Genomic DNA, 16,706 nt, shown 5'->3' with positions numbered 1-16,706 from the left:
GTTTATGGAGTTTTGAGTGGGAGGAAGCAAAGGTAAAGCGAATCTCAAAGCCGTTTCGCCAGCTCCTTTACTTGCTGCTCCAGGTCCTTGAAAGAGCCGGTATTGTAAATCGTAAAATCAAAGTGCTGATACGTATCCATCGCGGTTTCGCTGGGATGGTTGTCGTCGCGGGTGCCGTCGCCGCGCTGCTTGAGCGGGTCGCCTTCGATGCGCAGCATCAGGCCGCCGCGGGCCCGGATGGGGTCGGCTTCGTTGGCGAAGCGCACGTCGGGCACCAGCACACAGGCATCGTGCGGCAGCGCGGCAAAAAAGGCATCGACCCACACCATGGGCTCCCACACGCGCAGCGCCTGGCCCACTTGCTGCAGCATTTCGCCCCGGGTGCGCTGGAAGGTGGGCACCAGTGGGCCTTGCCTTTCTGGGTGTAATAAGGTGCCACGTCTTCGCCCGTGAGGGCCGCGCAGACCGACTTGATAGAATCGCCGAAGGAGCGGATTTGCCAGAGGCGCTCGGGCTGCTGGCGCTGCAGCAGGCGCGCCACGGTGTCTTTGCCGCTGCCCCGGCGGCCCGACATGCCAATCAGATGTATCATAAGGGGGCTATAGAATGTGCTTCAATTCGCTCAGACAGCTGATTTCGTGCGTTATCTGGTTGAAATGGCGGCGTTTGTCGGGGTTGAAATATACCTGGTCGATGCCGGCGTTGTAGGCGCCCAGCACGTCGCATTCCAGGTTGTCGCCTATCATCAGGCTTTCGGCAGCGGTGGCGCCGGTGCGCTCCAGCGCGTGCTGGAACATGCGCGGGTCGGGCTTGAGGTGGCCGCTGTGCTCGGAGGTAATCACTTCCTCGAAGTAATGCGTCAGGTTCGACGAAGCCAGCTTGATGCCCTGGATGTCGTTGAACCCGTTCGTTATTAAGTGCAGGCGGTAGCTCAATTTCAGGTAATCCAGCACCTCGTGGGTAAAGGGAAATACCGCCGATTTCTGCGGCAGAATGTCGGTGAATTCGGCCGAAATGGTGGGCGGAATATCCGCCTCCGCTACGCCCAGCTTGGTCAGCGTCCGCACAAAGCGGACCTCCCGCAGCTGCTTTTGCGAGATTTTATTGCTTTGGTACAAGCGCCACAGCGCGTGGTTAACGTCGCTGTACACGTTGATGAATTCCTCCACGGTGAAGGTGCTGAAACGGGCAAAATTGTGCCGGTCGTAGAGCGTGCGCAGCGTCTCGTTGGCGTTTTTCTCGAAGTCCCACAGTGTGTGGTCGAGGTCAAAGAAGAGGTGGCGGTACGTTTTCAAACAGCAAATACGAATAGTGAATAATTAACCGACGCTCCCGGCCAGCGCCATGCTCAGCACCCCCGCCAGCATAATGCCCTTGCACCAGGCACTGAGGTGCTTAAAGTGACGCCGGCGGTCGGCGCGCAAAAGCAGGCGGGCCAGCTGCGCCAGCGGTAGCAACACCAGCAGCAGCAGCCACGTGCCCAGCGGCCAGTGCCCGTTCATCAACAACCGCGCGGTGGCGCCCATGGTTAGCAAGGCCAGGCAAGCCAGGAAGATGCCGGCCACCCATTTGGTTTGGGCCACGCCCACCACGAGGGGCAGCGTGCGGCAGCCGTGCTGGGCATCGCCGCGCATGTCCTCCACGTCCTTCACAATCTCGCGCACCACCGTGAGCAGAAACGCGGCCAGGGCATACGGCCACACCACGCTGTTGCTGTCGTTGCGCTCGAGCTGCAGCGCAGCTCGGGCAGCAGCACCAGCGCCGCCGTGAGCGTGGCAATGCTCACATTGCCCACCAGCGCCACCCGCTTGAACCGGGCCGAGTAGCCCCACAGCAGCAGGGCCGTACCCAGCGTGACGGCCCCCAGCACCGGATGCAGCCAGCCTGCCAGCAGCACGCCCACGCCGCTGAGTAGCAAGTGGGCCAGCATGGCCTTGCGGCGGCGCACCACCCGCCCAATCACCAGCCGGTCGGGCCGGTTGATGGCGTCGATTTTGACGTCGTAGTAGTCGTTGATGATGTAGCCGCCAGCGGCCACCAGCAGCGCCGCCAGCACCAGGAGCCCGAAGCGGGCATTGAGCAGGGCCGTGGACAGGGGCAGCTCCGGCAGCAGCAGGCCGGCCCGCACCAGCACCAGGCACAGCAGCATGATGAGCAGGTTGGGCCAGCGCACCAGCGTGGGCAGGGCCGTGCCCAGCCCGGCCGCTGGGGGCGGGGGCACGGCAGCAGGCAGCTTGGGCGGGCGGGAAGTCATGGGGTGCACTTGCGGGGGCAAAGGTCGGCGAAAGTGGCGGAGCCGGCTGCGCGTTGGGCCGGCGAACGCAACAAAAAAGCTTCTCCGGAGGGGAGAAGCTTTTGGTGGGTTGCCCCGTTGTGGTTGAGCTGACTCAGACTTTGCGCACGTTGACGGCGTTGATTCCTTTGCGGCCTTCCTGTGTTTCGAATTCCACCCGGTCATTTTGTTGCACGGTCGCCCCGTTCAGGCCGGTTACATGCACGAAGAAGTCCTCCTTCGATTGGTCGTCGGTCACGAAGCCATAGCCTTTGGCTTCGTTGAAAAATTTAATGATGCCGGTTTTCATGCAAAAAAACAAAAATGGAAAGATGGGAAACTGCCCGGGTAAAGGCTGCAGGAATGCCTGAAACGGTTTTACGCATTTCAGGGCAGCTTACGCGGGAACTCAGCGGCGGGTTGGCTGGCCCGCACGCTAATCCCAGCCGTTATTTGTTATCGCGCCACTCGTACACCCACTTGGCCTGGATTTGCTCCAGGTGGCCTTCGGTGGCCTGCTCGCGGGTGCCGTCGAAATTGTGCAGGCTCAGGACCCACTCAATCAAATCGGTGAAGCGAATGCGGTAGATTTTGGCTTCGGTGAAGTCGTTGCCAAACTTCTCGTAGAGAGCCATGGCAATGTCCTCGTGGTCGGCCCAGTGCATGGGCGGCTCAAAGTGATTCATTCTCTTTAGGGTATGGGGGTAGGAGGGTAGGTGGGTAGGAGTTATTTTCAGCAGAGCGAGCGAGGTCAGCAAACTTCCCTCACACCCTCCTGCCCTCCTACCCCCGTACCCTAAAAAATTAGTGTCCCAGGAAGTGCTGGGGCGGCACGGTGACCACCGCCTGCGTGCCGGCTTGCACCACGCACTGGCAGGCCAGGCGGGAATTGATGCGCGGGTTTTCGGCGCGGTCAATGAAGTCTTCTTCCTTGTCGCTGATTTCGGGCAGGTCGTCGCCGCCCGAATTGATGTAGACGTGGCAGGTGCTGCAGCCGCACACGCCGCCGCAGTTGTGCTGGAGCTGAATGCCGTTGTTGAGGGCCACGTCGAGCACCGACTCGCCGGGGGCCGCCACGTGGGTTTGGGCCGGCTGGCCGTCGCTGAGTTGGAAGGTGATGGTAGTGGCGGGAACAGACAAAACTTAAAGCGAAAAATGCGAAAAATGACTCGGCGGTTGCCGCCGCAAAGGTACTCCGCCCGGCCCCGGCATCAAAGTTGGGCCTGAATGCTGGCGGTGAGCTGCGCGTAGAGGGCCTGCCACGCCGGATGCGCCGCCAGCGCCGCCTGGTGAGCCGCCACGGTGGGCGCATCGCGGCGCACGGCCGGCCCGGTTTGCACCGCGAAGGGCGGATTAGCCAGGGCTTTGTCCACCGTTTCGCGCACCAGCGGCGCCAGCAGGGCCGGCGGCAGGTCGGCTTCGGCCAGCAGGGCGTCGGCAATGCCCAACAGGTGGTTGGTGAAATTGTTGGCAAACACGGCCGCCACGTGCAGCTTGAGCCGCTGCGCCGAGTCGAGCCGCCGCACGTGCTGGCTCAGGCTGCGAGCCAAGTCCAGCAACGTGGCTTCGGCCGAAAGGTCGTTGGCTTCGATGCACAGCGGCACCGTGGGCCAGTCGATGGCCCGGCCGGGGCTGAAGGTTTGCAGGGGATAAAACACGCCGCCTCGCAAATTGGGCTGGCTGTCGAACACGCTGAGCGGCAAGGCTCCCGCCAAATGCGCGACCAGCGCCCCGGCCGGCCAGGTGGGGCCGGCCAGCAGCGGCGCCACCGCGGCATCGGGAACGGCCAGCAGGTACACATCGGCCGTCGGCAGCGGTGGAGCCAGGCTGCTCAGGGCCACTGCGCCGGGCAGTTGGGCAGCCAGGGCCGCAGCCGATTGAGCCGTTCGGCTCCACACAAAGGCCACGCTATGGCCCGCCGCTACCAGCGCCGGGCCCAGGTGGCTGGCCACGCGCCCGGCGCCCAGCAGGCCAATGCGTAATGAACCAGGAGTATCGTGCGGCATTACCGGCGAAAATCAAAAAGCAAGCTCGGCATGCCCGCAGATGGAAAATTGGGCTAGCCGACTGGCTGGGGTCGTACTGTGCGGGCCGGCTCGGGCGTGCCTGCGGCATCGGGGGCTTCGGCTACTGCGCCCTTGCGCCCGCGCTGGCGCACACTCAGGCCGAAGCCCAGCGCCATGAGCAGCGTGCCGCTCCACAGCAGGTTGATGAAGGGCTTTTCCATGGCTTTCAGAATGACATAGTCCTTCTGGGTGGTGCTCGCGGAGAAGGTGAACTTGCCGGCCACGGGGTCGATGTTATCCAGGGTCAGGCGCACACCCAGGTCGTCCACTTCGTCGGGCACGCGGCCCACCAGGCGGTTGCGCACCACAAACACGGGGTGCACGTGGTACTTCCGCTTTTCGCCGTGCACAATCATGTCGGCCTGCAGGGCGAGGTCGCCCTTTTTCAGGTTGAGCCCGGCCGTTTCGTGAGCCGGCTCAATGGCCCGGAACACGGCAAAGTAGTCGTTCAGGAAGATGGTGTCGCCCACGGCCAGCACGTGTTCCTTGGCCTCGCTCCACTGCTTTTCCTTGCGCGGGTCGAGCACCGAGCTCACGTGCGAGTAGATGTCGTGGCCCCAGAATTTCTTGATGGCCGGCGAAGCCAGCAGACCGCCTTCGCCCATTTCGTCGTTTACCTGCGCGCGCGGGTAGAGCACAAACTGCTCGCCCGTTTCCTTGTCTTTGTAGGCAATGCGGTAGTAGGTGTTCTCGGGCATGATGGCGACGGTGTCGCCGGTCTTGTAGTAGGTCTTGCCGTTGGCCACGATGGGGGCGCGGGCCAGGGCCTTGTAGTCGTCGTCGGTGCGGAACAGGAACTGCTTGTCTACGTAGCCCGGCACGCCGGGTACGTCGAAGTACTGGCCAGTGTAGGTCAGCTCGTACTTCTGCATGGTGGTGGTTTCGTTGCGCCACAGCAGCACGTTGTCGCGGTTCAGCTCCTCATCGAACTCGCGCGAGTACAGCAGGCCCGACACGTTGCGCGAAATGATGTTAGAATACCCCGCCGAAGCCAGAATACCCAGCAACATCAGCGCGATGCCGAGGTGGGCCACGGCGCCGCCCGAAAGCCGCACGCCCCGGCGCAACAGGGTGAAAATGGTGCCGAAATTGGCCAATACGCCAAACAAGCCCGCCAGCGTGAGCACCACGTAAGCCGGCGAAATGCTGAGGCCATTGTAGCGAACCAGCAGTACCACCAGCGCCGTGCCCAGCAGGGTGAGCAGGGTAGGAGCCGTGAGGGAGTTGACCAGCGTGGTCTTGTCGTTGCGCTGCCACCACATGATTTGGGCCACGCCCGAAAGCAGGGCCACAAACACGCCCATCCAGAGCTGCATTTTGGAATAGTGGGCAATCTGGTCGGCGGGCAGGGCCACGTTGGTTTTAATGCCAATTAGGCCCATCAAAGAGTTGTAAACCGGAATACTGGTGGTGAACAGCACCTGGAACGCGCCCAGGCACAGCACCGTAGCGCCCACAAACACCCACAGTTCGGGGTTGTACACAGTCAGCTCCCGCTCAGAAACCGGGATTTCCTTCCAGCGGTACACCAGCAACGCAATGGCCAGCACCGAGAATACGGCCATGTAAATGAACAACTGGCCCGACAGGCCCAGGTCCGTAAAGGAGTGCACGGACGCATTGCCCAGTACACCGCTGCGGGTGAGGAACGTAGCGTATAGAATCAGGATAAACGTGGCCACCACCAGCGCAAATGAGGTGCGCAAGCCGGTGCGCCGCTTCTGCCAGAGCACCATGCCGTGCAGCGAGGCCACCAGCACCAGCCAGGGAATGTACACGGCGTTCTCGACCGGGTCCCAGTTCCAGTAGCCGCCGAAGTTCAGGGTTTCATAAGCCCAGTAAGCGCCCATCACGACACCCACGCCCAGCACACCGCCGCCGATGAGCGTCCACGGAATGGCGGGCTTTACCCAGGCGGTGAGCTCTTTTTCCAGAGGCCGGCAATGGCGAAGGCAAACGGCACCAGCGTGAGGGCAAAGCCCAGGAACAGCGTGGGCGGGTGAATCACCATCCAGTAGTTCTGCAGCAGGGCGTTGAGGCCGGTACCGTCCTTGGGCACAAAGTCAGGGTTCATCTTGAACACCGGCAGGTCGGTCATGAAGTCGCGCAACAGGATAAACGGCGACGAGCCGATTTTCACCCCGCCCAGCACCACGCCGAGAATCATGCTCACCAAAAACAGCTGCACGCCGCTGAAAACGGCCATCACGGGCGCTTCCCACTTGCGGTTGAAGCGCATGATGAAGAAGCCCAGCACCACATGCCAGAAAATCCAGAGCAGGAAGCTGCCTTCCTGGCCTTCCCAGAAACAGGAAATCATGTACTCCACCGGCAGGTGGTTGGAGCTGTGGCTCCAGGCGTAGTAGTACTCGTAGCGGTGGGCCTGAATGATGTTGAACAGAGCGCCCACCACCACCAGTACGGCTAGGCCGTGCACGAAAAAGCTCCGCGGGCGATGCGCAGCCAGTTGGTGTCGTCGTCGCCCAGCTCCCGGCCGCGTGTGGCCTGGAAGTAACTATAAGCGGCAACCAGCGCCGCCGCAAACGCCACGATGACGCTGAGGTGGCCAATGTTTCCTATTAATAAGTTCATACGCAAAGAATATCGGGCAAATTTACCGCAGCGCGGCCACAGGCGGCAGCACTAACAACAAGCGGTCGGTGAAAAAGTGACCACGCGGCGGATGACACGTGATTTCGACCGCAATTTTTTCTATTCCGGCCTCCTGCCACTTGCGTACCGGCAACTGGCCCTGTCGGCGGTTGGTGGGCTGGTTGACGAGCTGCCGGGACAATAACACCTGACCGTTGCCAGGGTTGGTGATGACCACCGATAAATTGGATTTGGCGGGGTACTTGCGCAGGGGCAGCGCCAGCACGGCAGAGTTGGCAGTAGCCACACCGGGCAGTGTAGAACCGGAACCGTAGCCGTACCACCACTGGCGCAGGCGGACGGGAGCCGGGCCGGTATCGCCCCGGGTCGTCACCACCTGGTAGTCGTAGATGCCGGGTCCGGGCAGGGTGTCGGTGATGACATACTCCAGCACGGGCCGGCCGTAGGTGTCGCGCTGCACGGGTACCAGGCGCACCTCGGTGCTGCGGTACTGGTGCACCTCGCGGCGCATCACCCGGCAAGCGGGTGCCGCGTCCAGGGAGTCGGGCAAGGTCCAGCGCAGTTCCACTACCGGGCTGGCGGTGGGCAGCACCCGGGTGGGGTTGGGCGGGAAATAGCTCACGGGCATGCCCGCTGCCTTCGTGCTCACTTGCAGCGTGAACTGACAGAAATCCTTGAGGTAGCCGTCCACGTCCAGCAAGTATGGCTGCCCAGCCCGCAGCGAATCCAGCGTGACAAACACGTCGTCCTGGGTGCCGAGGGAAGTACAACTCAAGATGCGGTAGGTGGCCGGCTGGCAGGGCTGGCCGGTGAGCACCACCAACTGTACGCCGCGTACGTCGCGGCATTTTTGCCCACCAATGTTTACAAAATAGCGCCCCGACGTGGCCGGGGTAAACTCAAACCACTGGTCGTTGTGGTACTCGATGCACTTGCCCGTCAGGCGTTCGTCCACGCAGTCGCGCTGCACGGTGCAGCCGGTGGTGCTGGACGTCACCACTTCTTCGGCCCGGAGCCGCTGGCGGTTTTCAATGTTGTCGTTGGGTACTTGAGCCGAGGCGGCTGGACCCAAAGCAGCCAGCAGTAGCACCTGAAAAAGCGCGCAGCACCAGAAGCGAAAAGTCGTTTCTGCAGCTCCGGGCTTTATCAATGGCTCGCTCCTCAATGATTATTTGGCCGATGCCGTGGCCCCGTCCAAATCCTTCTTCACGTACTTGCTGGGGCACTTGAGCAGGATTTTGTCGGCCATAAAGACCTTGCCGCGCATGTTGCCGGTAATTACCACCTGCTCCGAAGCGTCGAAGTCCTGCGGCTTGGGGCTGTTGTAAATAACCCGTTGGGCTACGTGCAGGGAGTCTACCAGCGTGAATGCGAAGTAGTTGGGGTCCTTCATGGGGTCGTATTCCAGGTCGATGGGGCGCTTCTGGCCGTCGCGCAGCAGCTTGCCCACCACGTGCACTTTGGTGGTGTTGCCCTCGGCGGCCCGCTGCCGGGCTTCGCCAAAGCCCACGTACACGCTGGCATCGGCGGTGGTGCTGAGGATGATGGCGGCGGCCACCGCAATAATGGCCAGGACGAAAAGGTGCGACTTCTTCATATGGGACGTAGTCGAATTTTTGGATAGCTCAACAGTAAACTGTTGCCACTACTAAGTTAGCAACAGACAGCGGCGGGGTTGGGTGCCCCGCTATTTTTTTATTTGCTGCTCGAGCCGGCTCACTTTGCGGTCGAGGGAAATGAGGTAGAGCAGAAGGCCCGTCACAATGACGGCCACCACGGCCACCACCACGTAGATTTTGCCGTTGGCGCGCAGGGCATCGGCCATTTCGGGGGCTTCGGCCGATTGGGCAAAGGCGGTGCCGGCCGAAAGCAGCAGGGGCAATAGCAGCAGGAAAAAGCCAGCAAGGCGCTGGAATGGGCTAGTTTTCATCGAGTTTAAGTTTCAGGAAAGCAAAGCGGCTGCTAACCTGGGTGAGCCAAAAGGCAAACAAAATCCAGCCAATCACGGCCGGGTAAAACACCTGGCGCATGGTCTGGTCGAGGTCGTACTGGCTGAAGCCGGGGTTGCCGGTTTGGCCGGGGTGCAGCGAGGGGCCGCTGAGGCGCGGCAGGATAAACAGAAGCGGAATGACCGCCGCAAAGGCGAAGATGTTGTAGATGGCCGACACGCGGGCTCGCTGCTGCTCGTCGCGGAAGGAGCCGCGCAGCACTAGGTAGGCGCCGTAGATGAGCATGGCCACGGCCGCCCCGTTCAGGCGCGGGTCGGGCGTCCACCAGGCGCCCCAGGTGAAGCGGGCCCAGAGGCTGCCGGTGGCCAGGCCCAGCAGGCCCAGCACAATGCCCGTCTTGGCCGACTCGTGGGCCAGAATGTCGAGCCGGGTCGAGGGATTGCGCAGGTAAAGAATCGAATACCACACCGACACCATCAGCACCATTATCATGGAAAACCACATGGGCACGTGGAAAAACAGGTTGCGGATGCTCTCGTTGACGATGGGCAGGGGCGGCACGCTCACCAGTATCCCGGCTGCTGAGCCGCCCACCAGCAGCAGCACCGTCAGGGCTTTCCAGGCCAGGCCAGTGCTGCGCTGCTCAATCAGCCGCTGACCGCCCCAGACGCCCGCCACCGTGAAGAGCAAGCCCAGCACACTGCCAATAATTTTTGCACTAGTCATAAGGAAATCAATGCGCGAGAAGCAGCGGGCTAGCCGCGCCACAGATAAGGAAACAACACGTAAGACAGCGCCCCCACCAGCATGTTGAGGGCCAGCAGGGTCAGCAGCGACTGCTCGCTCACGCTGCGGTCGAGGCCGTCGAGGGCATTTTTGCTCACTTTGATGAGCAGCAGCAGCATGGGCACCATCACCGGGAAGCCGAGCACGGCCATGAGCGTCGCGCCGTTGCCGCCGGCCTTGGCCGCAATGCCCGACACCAGCGTGAGCGTGGTGGCAAAGCCCACGGCTCCCAGCAGCAGGTTGGCCACAAACAGCGGCGCGTCCTGAATGGGGTTGCCCAGAAATACCGTGTAGAGAAACAAGCCCAAGAGCGCCACTACCATCAGCAGCAGGGCATTGTAGAGCATTTTGGCCAGGATAATGGCCTGGGGCCGCACCAGCGTGTAGTAATACAGGCGCTGGCCCGGGCTTTCCTGCATGAAGCCCTTGGCTACGGCGTTGATGGCCGCAAACAGCAGGATAACCCACAGCAGCGCGTTCCAGGCAGGCGGCGGCGGCGTGCCGCCGCGCAGGCTAAAGCTCAGGAAACACACAAACACGGTGCTGCCCACGTACAGCAGCAGCCCGCCCAACGCCGACTTCTGCCGCCATTCGAGGCGGAAGTCTTTGGCTAGCAGGGTGGTAATTTCGCGAAGCAGGGGCACAGTCGAGGGTTCGGTTCCGAGCCGCAAAGATACGACCGAACCCGGCCGGAACGGCTGCAAAGAACGTCCTGCCGGGCAGAGCCGCAGCAGGACGTTCTGGCAAATCCTCGCCTTCTCTAGAAGTCGTAGCCCAGGGAGAAGTAGAACTTCGGGCCTCTGGTGACATAGTCTTCCTGGCCCCAGGCCACGTCTACTTTGCCGTAGAAGCCCAGCAGCGTGGTGCGGGCACCCACGCCGTAGCCGACCAGGAACGGATTGCGGAAGTTGATAACCGTGGCCGAGAAGAAATTGCCGGGCGGGAACACCGGCTGCGTGTTCGAAGAGTTGTCGGTGCCAAACGGGTTGCTGCCCGAATACGCCGTGCCGGCATCGGCAAAGCCGGTGAGCTGCAGATTGCGGAAGAAGCCCGAGTAGATGGGCTTGCGGGCGAAGTACTGCACAATGGGAATGCGCAGCTCGCTGTTGAACAGCACGTAGCGCGGGCCGCTGCGGGCGCTGTAGTCGAAGCCGCGCAGGTTGGTCACAAACTCCTGGTTGAACACCTGGTCGGGGGCCGAGTAGTCGAGCGGGAAGCGGGGCTCTTCGTAGCCGGCGTTGAGCCAGTTGTCCATGCCGCCCACCCGGAACTGCTGCTGCCGCCGCCCAAAGAACTGCCCGTAGCTGGCGCGGTTGGCCCACACAATGGAACGGCTCAATTTCTGGTAATGCCGCAAGTCAATCACAAACTTGCTGAAATTCAGGCGCTTATTGTCGAGGTTGTTCTGGCTTTGCAGGCTGGCTTTCATGCGCGTGCCCGATACCATGTTTACGCCGGTGGCAATGCTGTTATCAAATACTACTTCGCCGCTGTAGCCCAGGTAGTTGGAGCTCTCGTCTTCCTCGGTCGACACGTCGCCCAGGCGGGTCCGCGAAATGTTCACGAACCGGGGGCCGCCGCGCACGCTCAGGTTGTGGGTGAGCGGATACGCAATGGTGGGCGCTATTTCGTGGCGGCCGTAGCGGAAGTCGCCGCCGTTGATGTCGACGAAATACGCCTGCTTCTGGTACGCCACGCTCCAGTCGTAGCGGCGCGTGAGGTTGGTGTACGAAGCGCGGATGTTGCTGGTGCGCAGGTCAAACAAGCCGAATAAGCTGGCGTCGATGCGCTGGTTTTCGAGCACGTCGGTCAGGGCCGCTTTGAACTGCAAACCCAGCCCCAGCAATGGGTCGACGTAAAGGGCCGTCGACACATTGTCGGCCATAAACCGCGTGTCGTAGCGGTAGGGACCAGCCAGCGTCGTGGCTTCGGGAGTACGCTGGGCAGCGGTAGCCACCGAAGCGCGCCGCCGCTTGGCCTGCACGGCCTGCACCGGCTCGTCCTCCTCAAACTGGTAGTCGCTGGTGTTGACCTTGCCCTGGGCTTTGGCGGGCTGGGCGCGGCGGCCGGCAATGGTAGCCGTCGAATCGGCCGGGGCTGTGGCCGTCGAATCGACGCGCACCGAATCGGCCGGGGTCACGGCATCGGGAACCGGGGCGGGCGCCGGGGCCGGAACGGCCGGGCGGGGAGGCGCCGCGGCCTGGGGCGGCGCCGAGCGGGCTTCCAGGGTTTGCTGGCGGGCAGTTTTGGTGAGGGGCAGCCCCGCAGGCAGCGGGTAGGTGGGGTACACGTAGAGAATGTCGCGGGCCTGAGCCGGCGCCACAAACACCAGCGCCGACGTCTGCGGGCTGTAGTCGAAGTCCTGGGTGTTGGGCAGCCAGTTGGTGAGCAGGGTTTGCTGCTTGGTTTTCAGCGAGTAGCGGTACATGGCCCGCACGCCGCTTTCTTCGCCCAGGTACAGGATTTCGTCGTCGGAGATGGCGCGGGGCCGCGTTTCGTTCGAGATGGTGCTCACCAGCGTTTCCACGGGGATGGGCCGCCCGTCGAGGTGGTACACAAACAGGTCGTAGTTGTTCACCACGTTCTGGAACGTGGCGGGGCGGGCCCGGCCGGCTGAGTCGAGGTAGCGGTTGGAGCTGAACACCAGCCCCTGGCCACCGGGCAGGAACACCGGCTGCACGTCGTCGAACAAGTCGTTGGTGAGCTGCTCGGCCTTGCGGCTGCCGGCCCGCAGCAGGTAAATGTCGTTCTGGCCGTCGCGCACGGCGCTAAACACCAGCGCCTTGCCGTCGGGCGCATAGCTCATGCTCAGCACCTGGTCGTAGGCACCGAACAGCGACGCGGGCCGCGAAAACCGGATGGCCTCGCGCACCCGGGTCACGAGGCCGTAGCCGTCGGCGTCGCGCAGGCGCAGGGTCATTTCGCCGCGGCGCATCTCGGCCATGGCTACCTGGGAGTTGCCGCGCCAGGCCAGGGCTGGCAGGCGCGTTTCTACTTCCTGGTCGGGCGTTTTGTGGCCGCCGCGGCTGATGATGTGGCGGTGCGTGCCGTCGCGGTCCATCACCATCACGCGGTAGCGGCCCTGCTCGTTCTGGGCGTAGGCCACCTGCTTGCCGTTGGGGCTGATAACGGGCTGCGAAAACACGTCGGCGTGCCGGTTGCGGCCGCTCTGGCGGAACTTCTTGTCGGGCTCCACCAGCGTGGCAACGGGCTGGCCGTTGAGGTCGCGGTAGTACGCGAGCCAGTCTTTCATAAAGACTTTAAACGGCACATTCAGCGAAGAGCTGATGCCCACTTCCACGTCGCGGGTGATGCGCGTCAGGTTCAGAATGTTCTGGATGGTGGTGTAGCCGTAGCGCTCGGCCACGTAGTTCCAGATGCTCTGGCCGGCCAGCGTGGAGCTGCGCAAGAAGTACGGAGCTGTGCGGTTGCCGGTGGGGTGCTGCTTGCTCATGTCGCGCATGAAGCCGTCCATGTCCACGCTCCAGCCTTCGGCGGCGTAGGCCGAGGCCCCGGCAATAAACCAGTTGGGCAGCTGCAGCAGGTAGCTGCTCTGCAGCACTTCCTTGAGCGAGCCGCCGTACATCATGTCGTTGAGCAATACCTCGGTAATCTGGGTGCTCAGGCTCGCGCTTAAACTCGGTTTCCTGGCCGGCGAAGGCAATCTGCACCTTGCTCATGCGGGCCAGCGGGGTTTCGCCGCCGTTTATCTGCTGCTGGGTGGCGGTGAGGCCCACGTTGCTCTGCCGCAGGTCGCCCACCGAGTTGTAAAACAGCATGGTGGTTTTGGAGTAGGGGTAGTACCCAATCAGCGCCGTGATACGTTGCAGCTCCTTTTCGGCGTACTCGGCTGCCCGGCGGGCGCTGGCCTGGCCGCCGTCGTAGTACATCACGTTGAAGTTCTGGGTGCTCACTGCTGCCACCGAAACTCCTTGTACTGAATGCGCACCCGGCCAAACGGCTCCTGGGCCGTCTGGGCCCGGGCCGCCGGCGCATCGAGCAGCGGGCAGAGCAGCGCCAGCACCCCCAGCGTACGCTTCGTGTATAGTAGAATGTTCATAGAAGAAGCAACGAGCAAAGACGAAAATTAGTCCGCTGAAAGCGCCGAAATTTTTGAAGGAGCCGCGCCCGGGTTTTGCTGGGTAGCAAAACCGCCCGGGCGTGCTGTAATAAAGGCTTTTACCGCGGATTTGTTCCAACCCCGCGTTTCGAAATTCAAAGAAGCTGCGGCCCCACCGGAGCCGGTATCAAATGGCTCAACTTACGCCAACCGGCTGCAGGGCGTTGTAGCGCAGCAGGCTCACGTCGGGCCAGATTTCGGCGCGGTCTTCCAGCCAGTCGGCCAGGAGCACGGCCAGCCGCGGGGCCAGCATCACGCCCTTGGAGCCGTAGCCCCCGCAGAAGCTCAGCGACGGCACCACCGGGTGCGGGCCCAGCAGCGGCCGGCGGTCGCGCACGGCCGGCCGCACGCCGGCCCGCTGCCCCACCACGGCAAACGGCAAATCCGTAACCACCGTGAGCCGGGCCGCCAGTTCCTCGCGCCCCACGGCCGTAGGGCCTTCGGTAAACGGCGGCCAGCGGTAGGTAGCCCCCACCCGGAACCGCTCGGGGCCCACCGGCACCACGTAGGCGCCCCGGTTGAGCACCTGGTCCGGGCTCAGGCCGGGGCATTCCACGTCCAGCACCTCGCCCTGGTTGGGCGTGATGGGCAGCCAGCTGAAGTAGGGGTTGCGCACGACCGCCGCGCCCTCGCAGCAGATGACGTGGCGCGCCCGCACCTGGCCGGCGTACGTGGCGCCATCGGCGTCGGTGCCGAGCTTAGCCCAATCAAAACGCTCGGTTCGCAGCCAGCCGTCGCGCATGCCCTCGGCCGCCAGCACGGCCAGCAGGCTCGCGCACCGCCACGTGCCCGCCGTGCTGCAGCCACGCGCCCCCAAACGGGGCGTGAATGCCGGCCAGCTGCGGGTCGCTCGTTTCGAGGTCGGCTACGAAGTCTTCCCAGGGGTGGTCGGCGCTGCGGGCCAGAACGGCATTCTGCTCTTCCAGGGAGCTGAAAATCTTGAAAATCGGGGTTTCGGTGAAAAACTGCTGGCCGTAGCGCTGCTCCAGCTCGCGGTAGAACGCGGCCGCGAAAGGCAGCAGGCTCGGCCCCGCGCCAGGTGAGGGCAAAGCGTTTGCCGGCCACCGGGTTCATGAGCCCGGCCGCGACGTTGGAGGCAGAATTGAGCTGCCCCGGGTCGTACACGAGCACGTGGTGGCCTCGCTCACGCAGGACGTAGGCCAGGGTAGCGCCCGCAATGCCGTGGCCTACTACCAGATAATCACAGTCTGTCATGGGTGGCAAGGTAAGGGACTTTGCGCTTAATTGAGAATGATAAGCATTATCCCGGCGCACTATTAATTGCGCCTTGATTGGTCGGGCTTAGCCTCAGCGCCGTAAAGGCAGGCGTCGTACCTTTCCGCATCGCTCAGAGACTCTATTTCGCATGACTGTCGCCGGTTTTACTTTCAACGCTTTTTCCGAAAACACCTACCTGCTGATTGACGACGCCACGCGGCAATGCGCCATCGTGGACCCGGGCTGCTACGCCCCCGCCGAGCAGCAGGCCCTGCGGCAGTACATCGAAACCAACGGCCTGCAGGTGGCGGTGCTGCTCAACACCCACGCCCACATCGACCACGTGCTCGGCAACCAGTTTGTGCTCACCACCTGGCCCGGCACCCCGTTTCTGCTGCACCGGCTGGATTTGGCTACGCTGCGGGCCGTGCCCACCTACGCCGCCAACTACGGCTTTCCGCAGTATCAGCCCGCCGAGCCTACCGGCGAGCCTGGTGGCCGGCCAGCCCGTCCGCTTCGGCGAAGTTGAGCTGGAAGTGCGGTTTGCGCCGGGCCACGCGCCGGGCCACGTGGTGTTCTACCACGAGCCCACGGCCACGGTCATCGGCGGCGACGTGCTGTTTCAGCGCAGCATCGGCCGCACCGATTTGCCGGGCGGCAACCACGCCGAGCTGCTGCACAGCATCGAAACCGAGCTGATGACCCTGCCCGATGCCACGGTGGTGTATCCCGGGCACGGCCCGGCCACCACCATCGGGGAGGAGCGGCGCAGCAACCCGTTTTTAATGAGGAATGAAGGATGAGGAATGAAGAATTCCCATTCCTGATAATTTCTCAAGCTTCATTCCTCATTCTTCTTTGACTTTGAAAAGACACCTGCCCAACGCCATTACCTGCCTGAACCTCTTGTGCGGCTGCCTGGCGCTGACTTGCATCTTTAACGGCCGCCTGGACCTGGGTGCCTGGTTTGTGGCCGCCGCGGCCGCGGCCGATTTTGCCGACGGCCTCGTAGCCCGGGCCCTGCGCGTGTCGTCGGCCATCGGCAAAGACCTGGACTCGCTGGCCGATATGGTGTCGTTTGGGGTGGTGCCGGGGGCCATTTTCTTTCAGCTGCTGGCCCAGGGCCTCAAGCCAGGCGGGCTGCCCGAATGGGTGCCGTACCTGGGCTTTGCGGTGAGCATCTTCTCGGCCCTGCGGCTGGCCAAGTTCAACAACGACACCCGGCAGACTACCTCGTTCATTGGCTTGCCCACACCGGCCTGCACGCTGGTGGTGGCCTCGCTGCCCCTCATCCTGGCGTACGACCAGTTTGGGCTGGCGCCGATTATTCTGAATCCCTGGCTGCTGCTGGGCCTCACGGCGCTGCTGTCGGGGCTGCTGGTGGCCGAGCTGCCGCTTTTCGCCTTGAAGTTCAAAAACCTGCGTTGGGCTGATAACCGGCGGCGGTTTATGTTTTTGCTGCTGGCCGTGGGGCTGATACTTGTTTTGCGCGCGGCGGCGGTGCCGCTGGTGGTGCTGCTGTACGTGCTGTTATCGGTTCCGAAGACAGCCGCGCGGGGTGCAGAGTAATCAGTACTCACAATAATTCGATTATTTGGTTGTTATGAAGCTGCCACCGGGTGAACCTGCTGACGGGCCGTACTGTTGCGGAGCCTGTCGGCCCAGTCGCCGTGTCAGCAGCA

At 62.9% G+C, this 16,706-nt stretch carries 21 protein-coding genes and 2 pseudogenes; 3 read left to right on the top strand and 20 right to left on the bottom strand.

The annotated features are described in order from the left end of the window. Nucleotides 1-44: 44 nt before the first annotated feature. The 20 genes and pseudogenes from ACFQT0_RS25940 to ACFQT0_RS25845 form a co-directional block, all read right to left on the bottom strand. Entirely contained in the window at nt 45-401 is a 357-nt protein-coding gene (locus ACFQT0_RS25940; protein ID WP_380199382.1) for a hypothetical protein, read from the bottom strand. Nucleotides 402-599: 198 nt separating this feature from the next. After that, entirely contained in the window at nt 600-1,295 is a 696-nt protein-coding gene (locus ACFQT0_RS25935; protein WP_380199380.1) for a YjjG family noncanonical pyrimidine nucleotidase, read from the bottom strand. A 24-nt stretch (nt 1,296-1,319) separates the two neighbouring features. Next, on the bottom strand, nt 1,320-1,703 hold the full coding sequence (locus ACFQT0_RS25930; RefSeq protein WP_380205858.1) for a UbiA family prenyltransferase: 384 nt from the start codon (nt 1,701-1,703) through the stop codon (nt 1,320-1,322). Next, nucleotides 1,649-2,254: a UbiA family prenyltransferase gene (locus tag ACFQT0_RS25925; RefSeq protein ID WP_380205857.1), complete on the bottom strand. Its 606-nt coding sequence runs from the start codon at nt 2,252-2,254 to the stop codon at nt 1,649-1,651. Before ACFQT0_RS25925 ends, ACFQT0_RS25930 begins: the two co-directional genes overlap by 55 nt. A gap of 133 nt (nt 2,255-2,387) precedes the next feature. Next, complete coding sequence (locus ACFQT0_RS25920; RefSeq protein ID WP_380199376.1) at nt 2,388-2,582, bottom strand: cold-shock protein; 195 nt, start codon at nt 2,580-2,582, stop codon at nt 2,388-2,390. A 139-nt stretch (nt 2,583-2,721) separates the two neighbouring features. Then, on the bottom strand, nt 2,722-2,958 hold the full coding sequence (iscX, locus tag ACFQT0_RS25915) for a Fe-S cluster assembly protein IscX (protein WP_380199374.1): 237 nt from the start codon (nt 2,956-2,958) through the stop codon (nt 2,722-2,724). A 118-nt stretch (nt 2,959-3,076) separates the two neighbouring features. Beyond that, nucleotides 3,077-3,412, bottom strand: coding sequence for a 2Fe-2S iron-sulfur cluster-binding protein (locus ACFQT0_RS25910; RefSeq protein ID WP_380199372.1), 336 nt, complete (start codon nt 3,410-3,412; stop codon nt 3,077-3,079). Nucleotides 3,413-3,483: 71 nt separating this feature from the next. Beyond that, complete coding sequence (locus ACFQT0_RS25905; RefSeq protein WP_380199370.1) at nt 3,484-4,278, bottom strand: Rossmann-like and DUF2520 domain-containing protein; 795 nt, start codon at nt 4,276-4,278, stop codon at nt 3,484-3,486. A 53-nt stretch (nt 4,279-4,331) separates the two neighbouring features. Next, nucleotides 4,332-6,577 (bottom strand): annotated as a pseudogene (gene ccsA / locus ACFQT0_RS25900) (cytochrome c biogenesis protein CcsA). A 185-nt stretch (nt 6,578-6,762) separates the two neighbouring features. Beyond that, a complete protein-coding gene (locus tag ACFQT0_RS25895) occupies nt 6,763-6,930 on the bottom strand; it encodes a hypothetical protein (RefSeq protein ID WP_380199366.1) in 168 nt (55 codons plus the stop codon). A 22-nt stretch (nt 6,931-6,952) separates the two neighbouring features. Next, nucleotides 6,953-8,023: a hypothetical protein gene (locus ACFQT0_RS25890; RefSeq protein WP_380199364.1), complete on the bottom strand. Its 1,071-nt coding sequence runs from the start codon at nt 8,021-8,023 to the stop codon at nt 6,953-6,955. A gap of 96 nt (nt 8,024-8,119) precedes the next feature. Then, nucleotides 8,120-8,548, bottom strand: a complete 429-nt coding sequence (locus ACFQT0_RS25885) for a cytochrome c maturation protein CcmE domain-containing protein (protein WP_380199362.1) — start codon at nt 8,546-8,548, stop codon at nt 8,120-8,122. A 90-nt stretch (nt 8,549-8,638) separates the two neighbouring features. After that, nucleotides 8,639-8,881 (bottom strand): CcmD family protein, encoded by a 243-nt coding sequence (locus ACFQT0_RS25880; protein WP_380199360.1) that lies wholly within the window; start codon nt 8,879-8,881, stop codon nt 8,639-8,641. After that, nucleotides 8,871-9,626, bottom strand: a complete 756-nt coding sequence (locus ACFQT0_RS25875) for a cytochrome c biogenesis protein (protein WP_380199358.1) — start codon at nt 9,624-9,626, stop codon at nt 8,871-8,873. The genes ACFQT0_RS25880 and ACFQT0_RS25875 overlap by 11 nt, the downstream gene beginning before the upstream one ends. Before the next feature lie 29 nt (nt 9,627-9,655). Then, nucleotides 9,656-10,324: a heme exporter protein CcmB gene (locus ACFQT0_RS25870; RefSeq protein WP_380206141.1), complete on the bottom strand. Its 669-nt coding sequence runs from the start codon at nt 10,322-10,324 to the stop codon at nt 9,656-9,658. Nucleotides 10,325-10,446: 122 nt separating this feature from the next. Further along, a complete protein-coding gene (locus ACFQT0_RS25865) occupies nt 10,447-13,275 on the bottom strand; it encodes a hypothetical protein (RefSeq protein WP_380205856.1) in 2,829 nt (942 codons plus the stop codon). A 321-nt stretch (nt 13,276-13,596) separates the two neighbouring features. Further along, a complete protein-coding gene (locus tag ACFQT0_RS25860) occupies nt 13,597-13,746 on the bottom strand; it encodes a hypothetical protein (protein WP_380205855.1) in 150 nt (49 codons plus the stop codon). A 196-nt stretch (nt 13,747-13,942) separates the two neighbouring features. Beyond that, a complete protein-coding gene (locus ACFQT0_RS25855; RefSeq protein ID WP_380205854.1) occupies nt 13,943-14,623 on the bottom strand; it encodes an NAD(P)/FAD-dependent oxidoreductase in 681 nt (226 codons plus the stop codon). Further along, on the bottom strand, nt 14,514-14,855 hold the full coding sequence (locus ACFQT0_RS25850) for a hypothetical protein (protein ID WP_380206189.1): 342 nt from the start codon (nt 14,853-14,855) through the stop codon (nt 14,514-14,516). The genes ACFQT0_RS25855 and ACFQT0_RS25850 overlap by 110 nt, the downstream gene beginning before the upstream one ends. Before the next feature lie 25 nt (nt 14,856-14,880). Beyond that, nucleotides 14,881-15,021, bottom strand: a pseudogene (locus ACFQT0_RS25845) (FAD-dependent oxidoreductase); the annotation flags it as partial. A 151-nt stretch (nt 15,022-15,172) separates the two neighbouring features. Between ACFQT0_RS25845 and ACFQT0_RS25840 the strand changes: the two are divergent. The 3 genes from ACFQT0_RS25840 to ACFQT0_RS25830 all read left to right on the top strand — a co-directional run bounded on the left by ACFQT0_RS25840 (nt 15,173) and on the right by ACFQT0_RS25830 (nt 16,593). Beyond that, nucleotides 15,173-15,553 carry an MBL fold metallo-hydrolase gene (locus ACFQT0_RS25840; RefSeq protein WP_380199346.1) on the top strand — a complete coding sequence of 127 codons (381 nt, stop codon included), beginning with the start codon at nt 15,173-15,175 and terminating at the stop codon, nt 15,551-15,553. Then, on the top strand, nt 15,519-15,827 hold the full coding sequence (locus ACFQT0_RS25835; protein ID WP_380205853.1) for an MBL fold metallo-hydrolase: 309 nt from the start codon (nt 15,519-15,521) through the stop codon (nt 15,825-15,827). The genes ACFQT0_RS25840 and ACFQT0_RS25835 overlap by 35 nt, the downstream gene beginning before the upstream one ends. A 61-nt stretch (nt 15,828-15,888) precedes the next feature. Continuing rightward, nucleotides 15,889-16,593 carry a CDP-alcohol phosphatidyltransferase family protein gene (locus tag ACFQT0_RS25830; protein ID WP_380199342.1) on the top strand — a complete coding sequence of 235 codons (705 nt, stop codon included), beginning with the start codon at nt 15,889-15,891 and terminating at the stop codon, nt 16,591-16,593. Nucleotides 16,594-16,706: the final 113 nt, after the last annotated feature.

Origin of the sequence: Hymenobacter humi (genome assembly GCF_042665855.1) — a bacterium.
Lineage (GTDB): Bacteria > Bacteroidota > Bacteroidia > Cytophagales > Hymenobacteraceae > Hymenobacter > Hymenobacter humi.
This window is presented reverse-complemented; position numbering and strand designations above follow the sequence as displayed.

Coding starts and splice junctions, on each gene's coding strand:
- ACFQT0_RS25925 (WP_380205857.1), bottom strand. CDS start 2,254: ATGACTTCCCGCCCGCCCAAGCTGCCTGCTGCCGTGCCCCCGCCCCCA.
- ACFQT0_RS25920 (WP_380199376.1), bottom strand. CDS start 2,582: ATGAAAACCGGCATCATTAAATTTTTCAACGAAGCCAAAGGCTATGGC.
- iscX (WP_380199374.1), bottom strand. CDS start 2,958: ATGAATCACTTTGAGCCGCCCATGCACTGGGCCGACCACGAGGACATT.
- ACFQT0_RS25905 (WP_380199370.1), bottom strand. CDS start 4,278: ATGCCGCACGATACTCCTGGTTCATTACGCATTGGCCTGCTGGGCGCC.
- ACFQT0_RS25895 (WP_380199366.1), bottom strand. CDS start 6,930: ATGAACTTATTAATAGGAAACATTGGCCACCTCAGCGTCATCGTGGCG.
- ACFQT0_RS25885 (WP_380199362.1), bottom strand. CDS start 8,548: ATGAAGAAGTCGCACCTTTTCGTCCTGGCCATTATTGCGGTGGCCGCC.
- ACFQT0_RS25880 (WP_380199360.1), bottom strand. CDS start 8,881: ATGAAAACTAGCCCATTCCAGCGCCTTGCTGGCTTTTTCCTGCTGCTA.
- ACFQT0_RS25875 (WP_380199358.1), bottom strand. CDS start 9,626: ATGACTAGTGCAAAAATTATTGGCAGTGTGCTGGGCTTGCTCTTCACG.
- ACFQT0_RS25865 (WP_380205856.1), bottom strand. CDS start 13,275: ATGATGTACGGCGGCTCGCTCAAGGAAGTGCTGCAGAGCAGCTACCTG.
- ACFQT0_RS25860 (WP_380205855.1), bottom strand. CDS start 13,746: ATGAACATTCTACTATACACGAAGCGTACGCTGGGGGTGCTGGCGCTG.
- ACFQT0_RS25840 (WP_380199346.1), top strand. CDS start 15,173: ATGACTGTCGCCGGTTTTACTTTCAACGCTTTTTCCGAAAACACCTAC.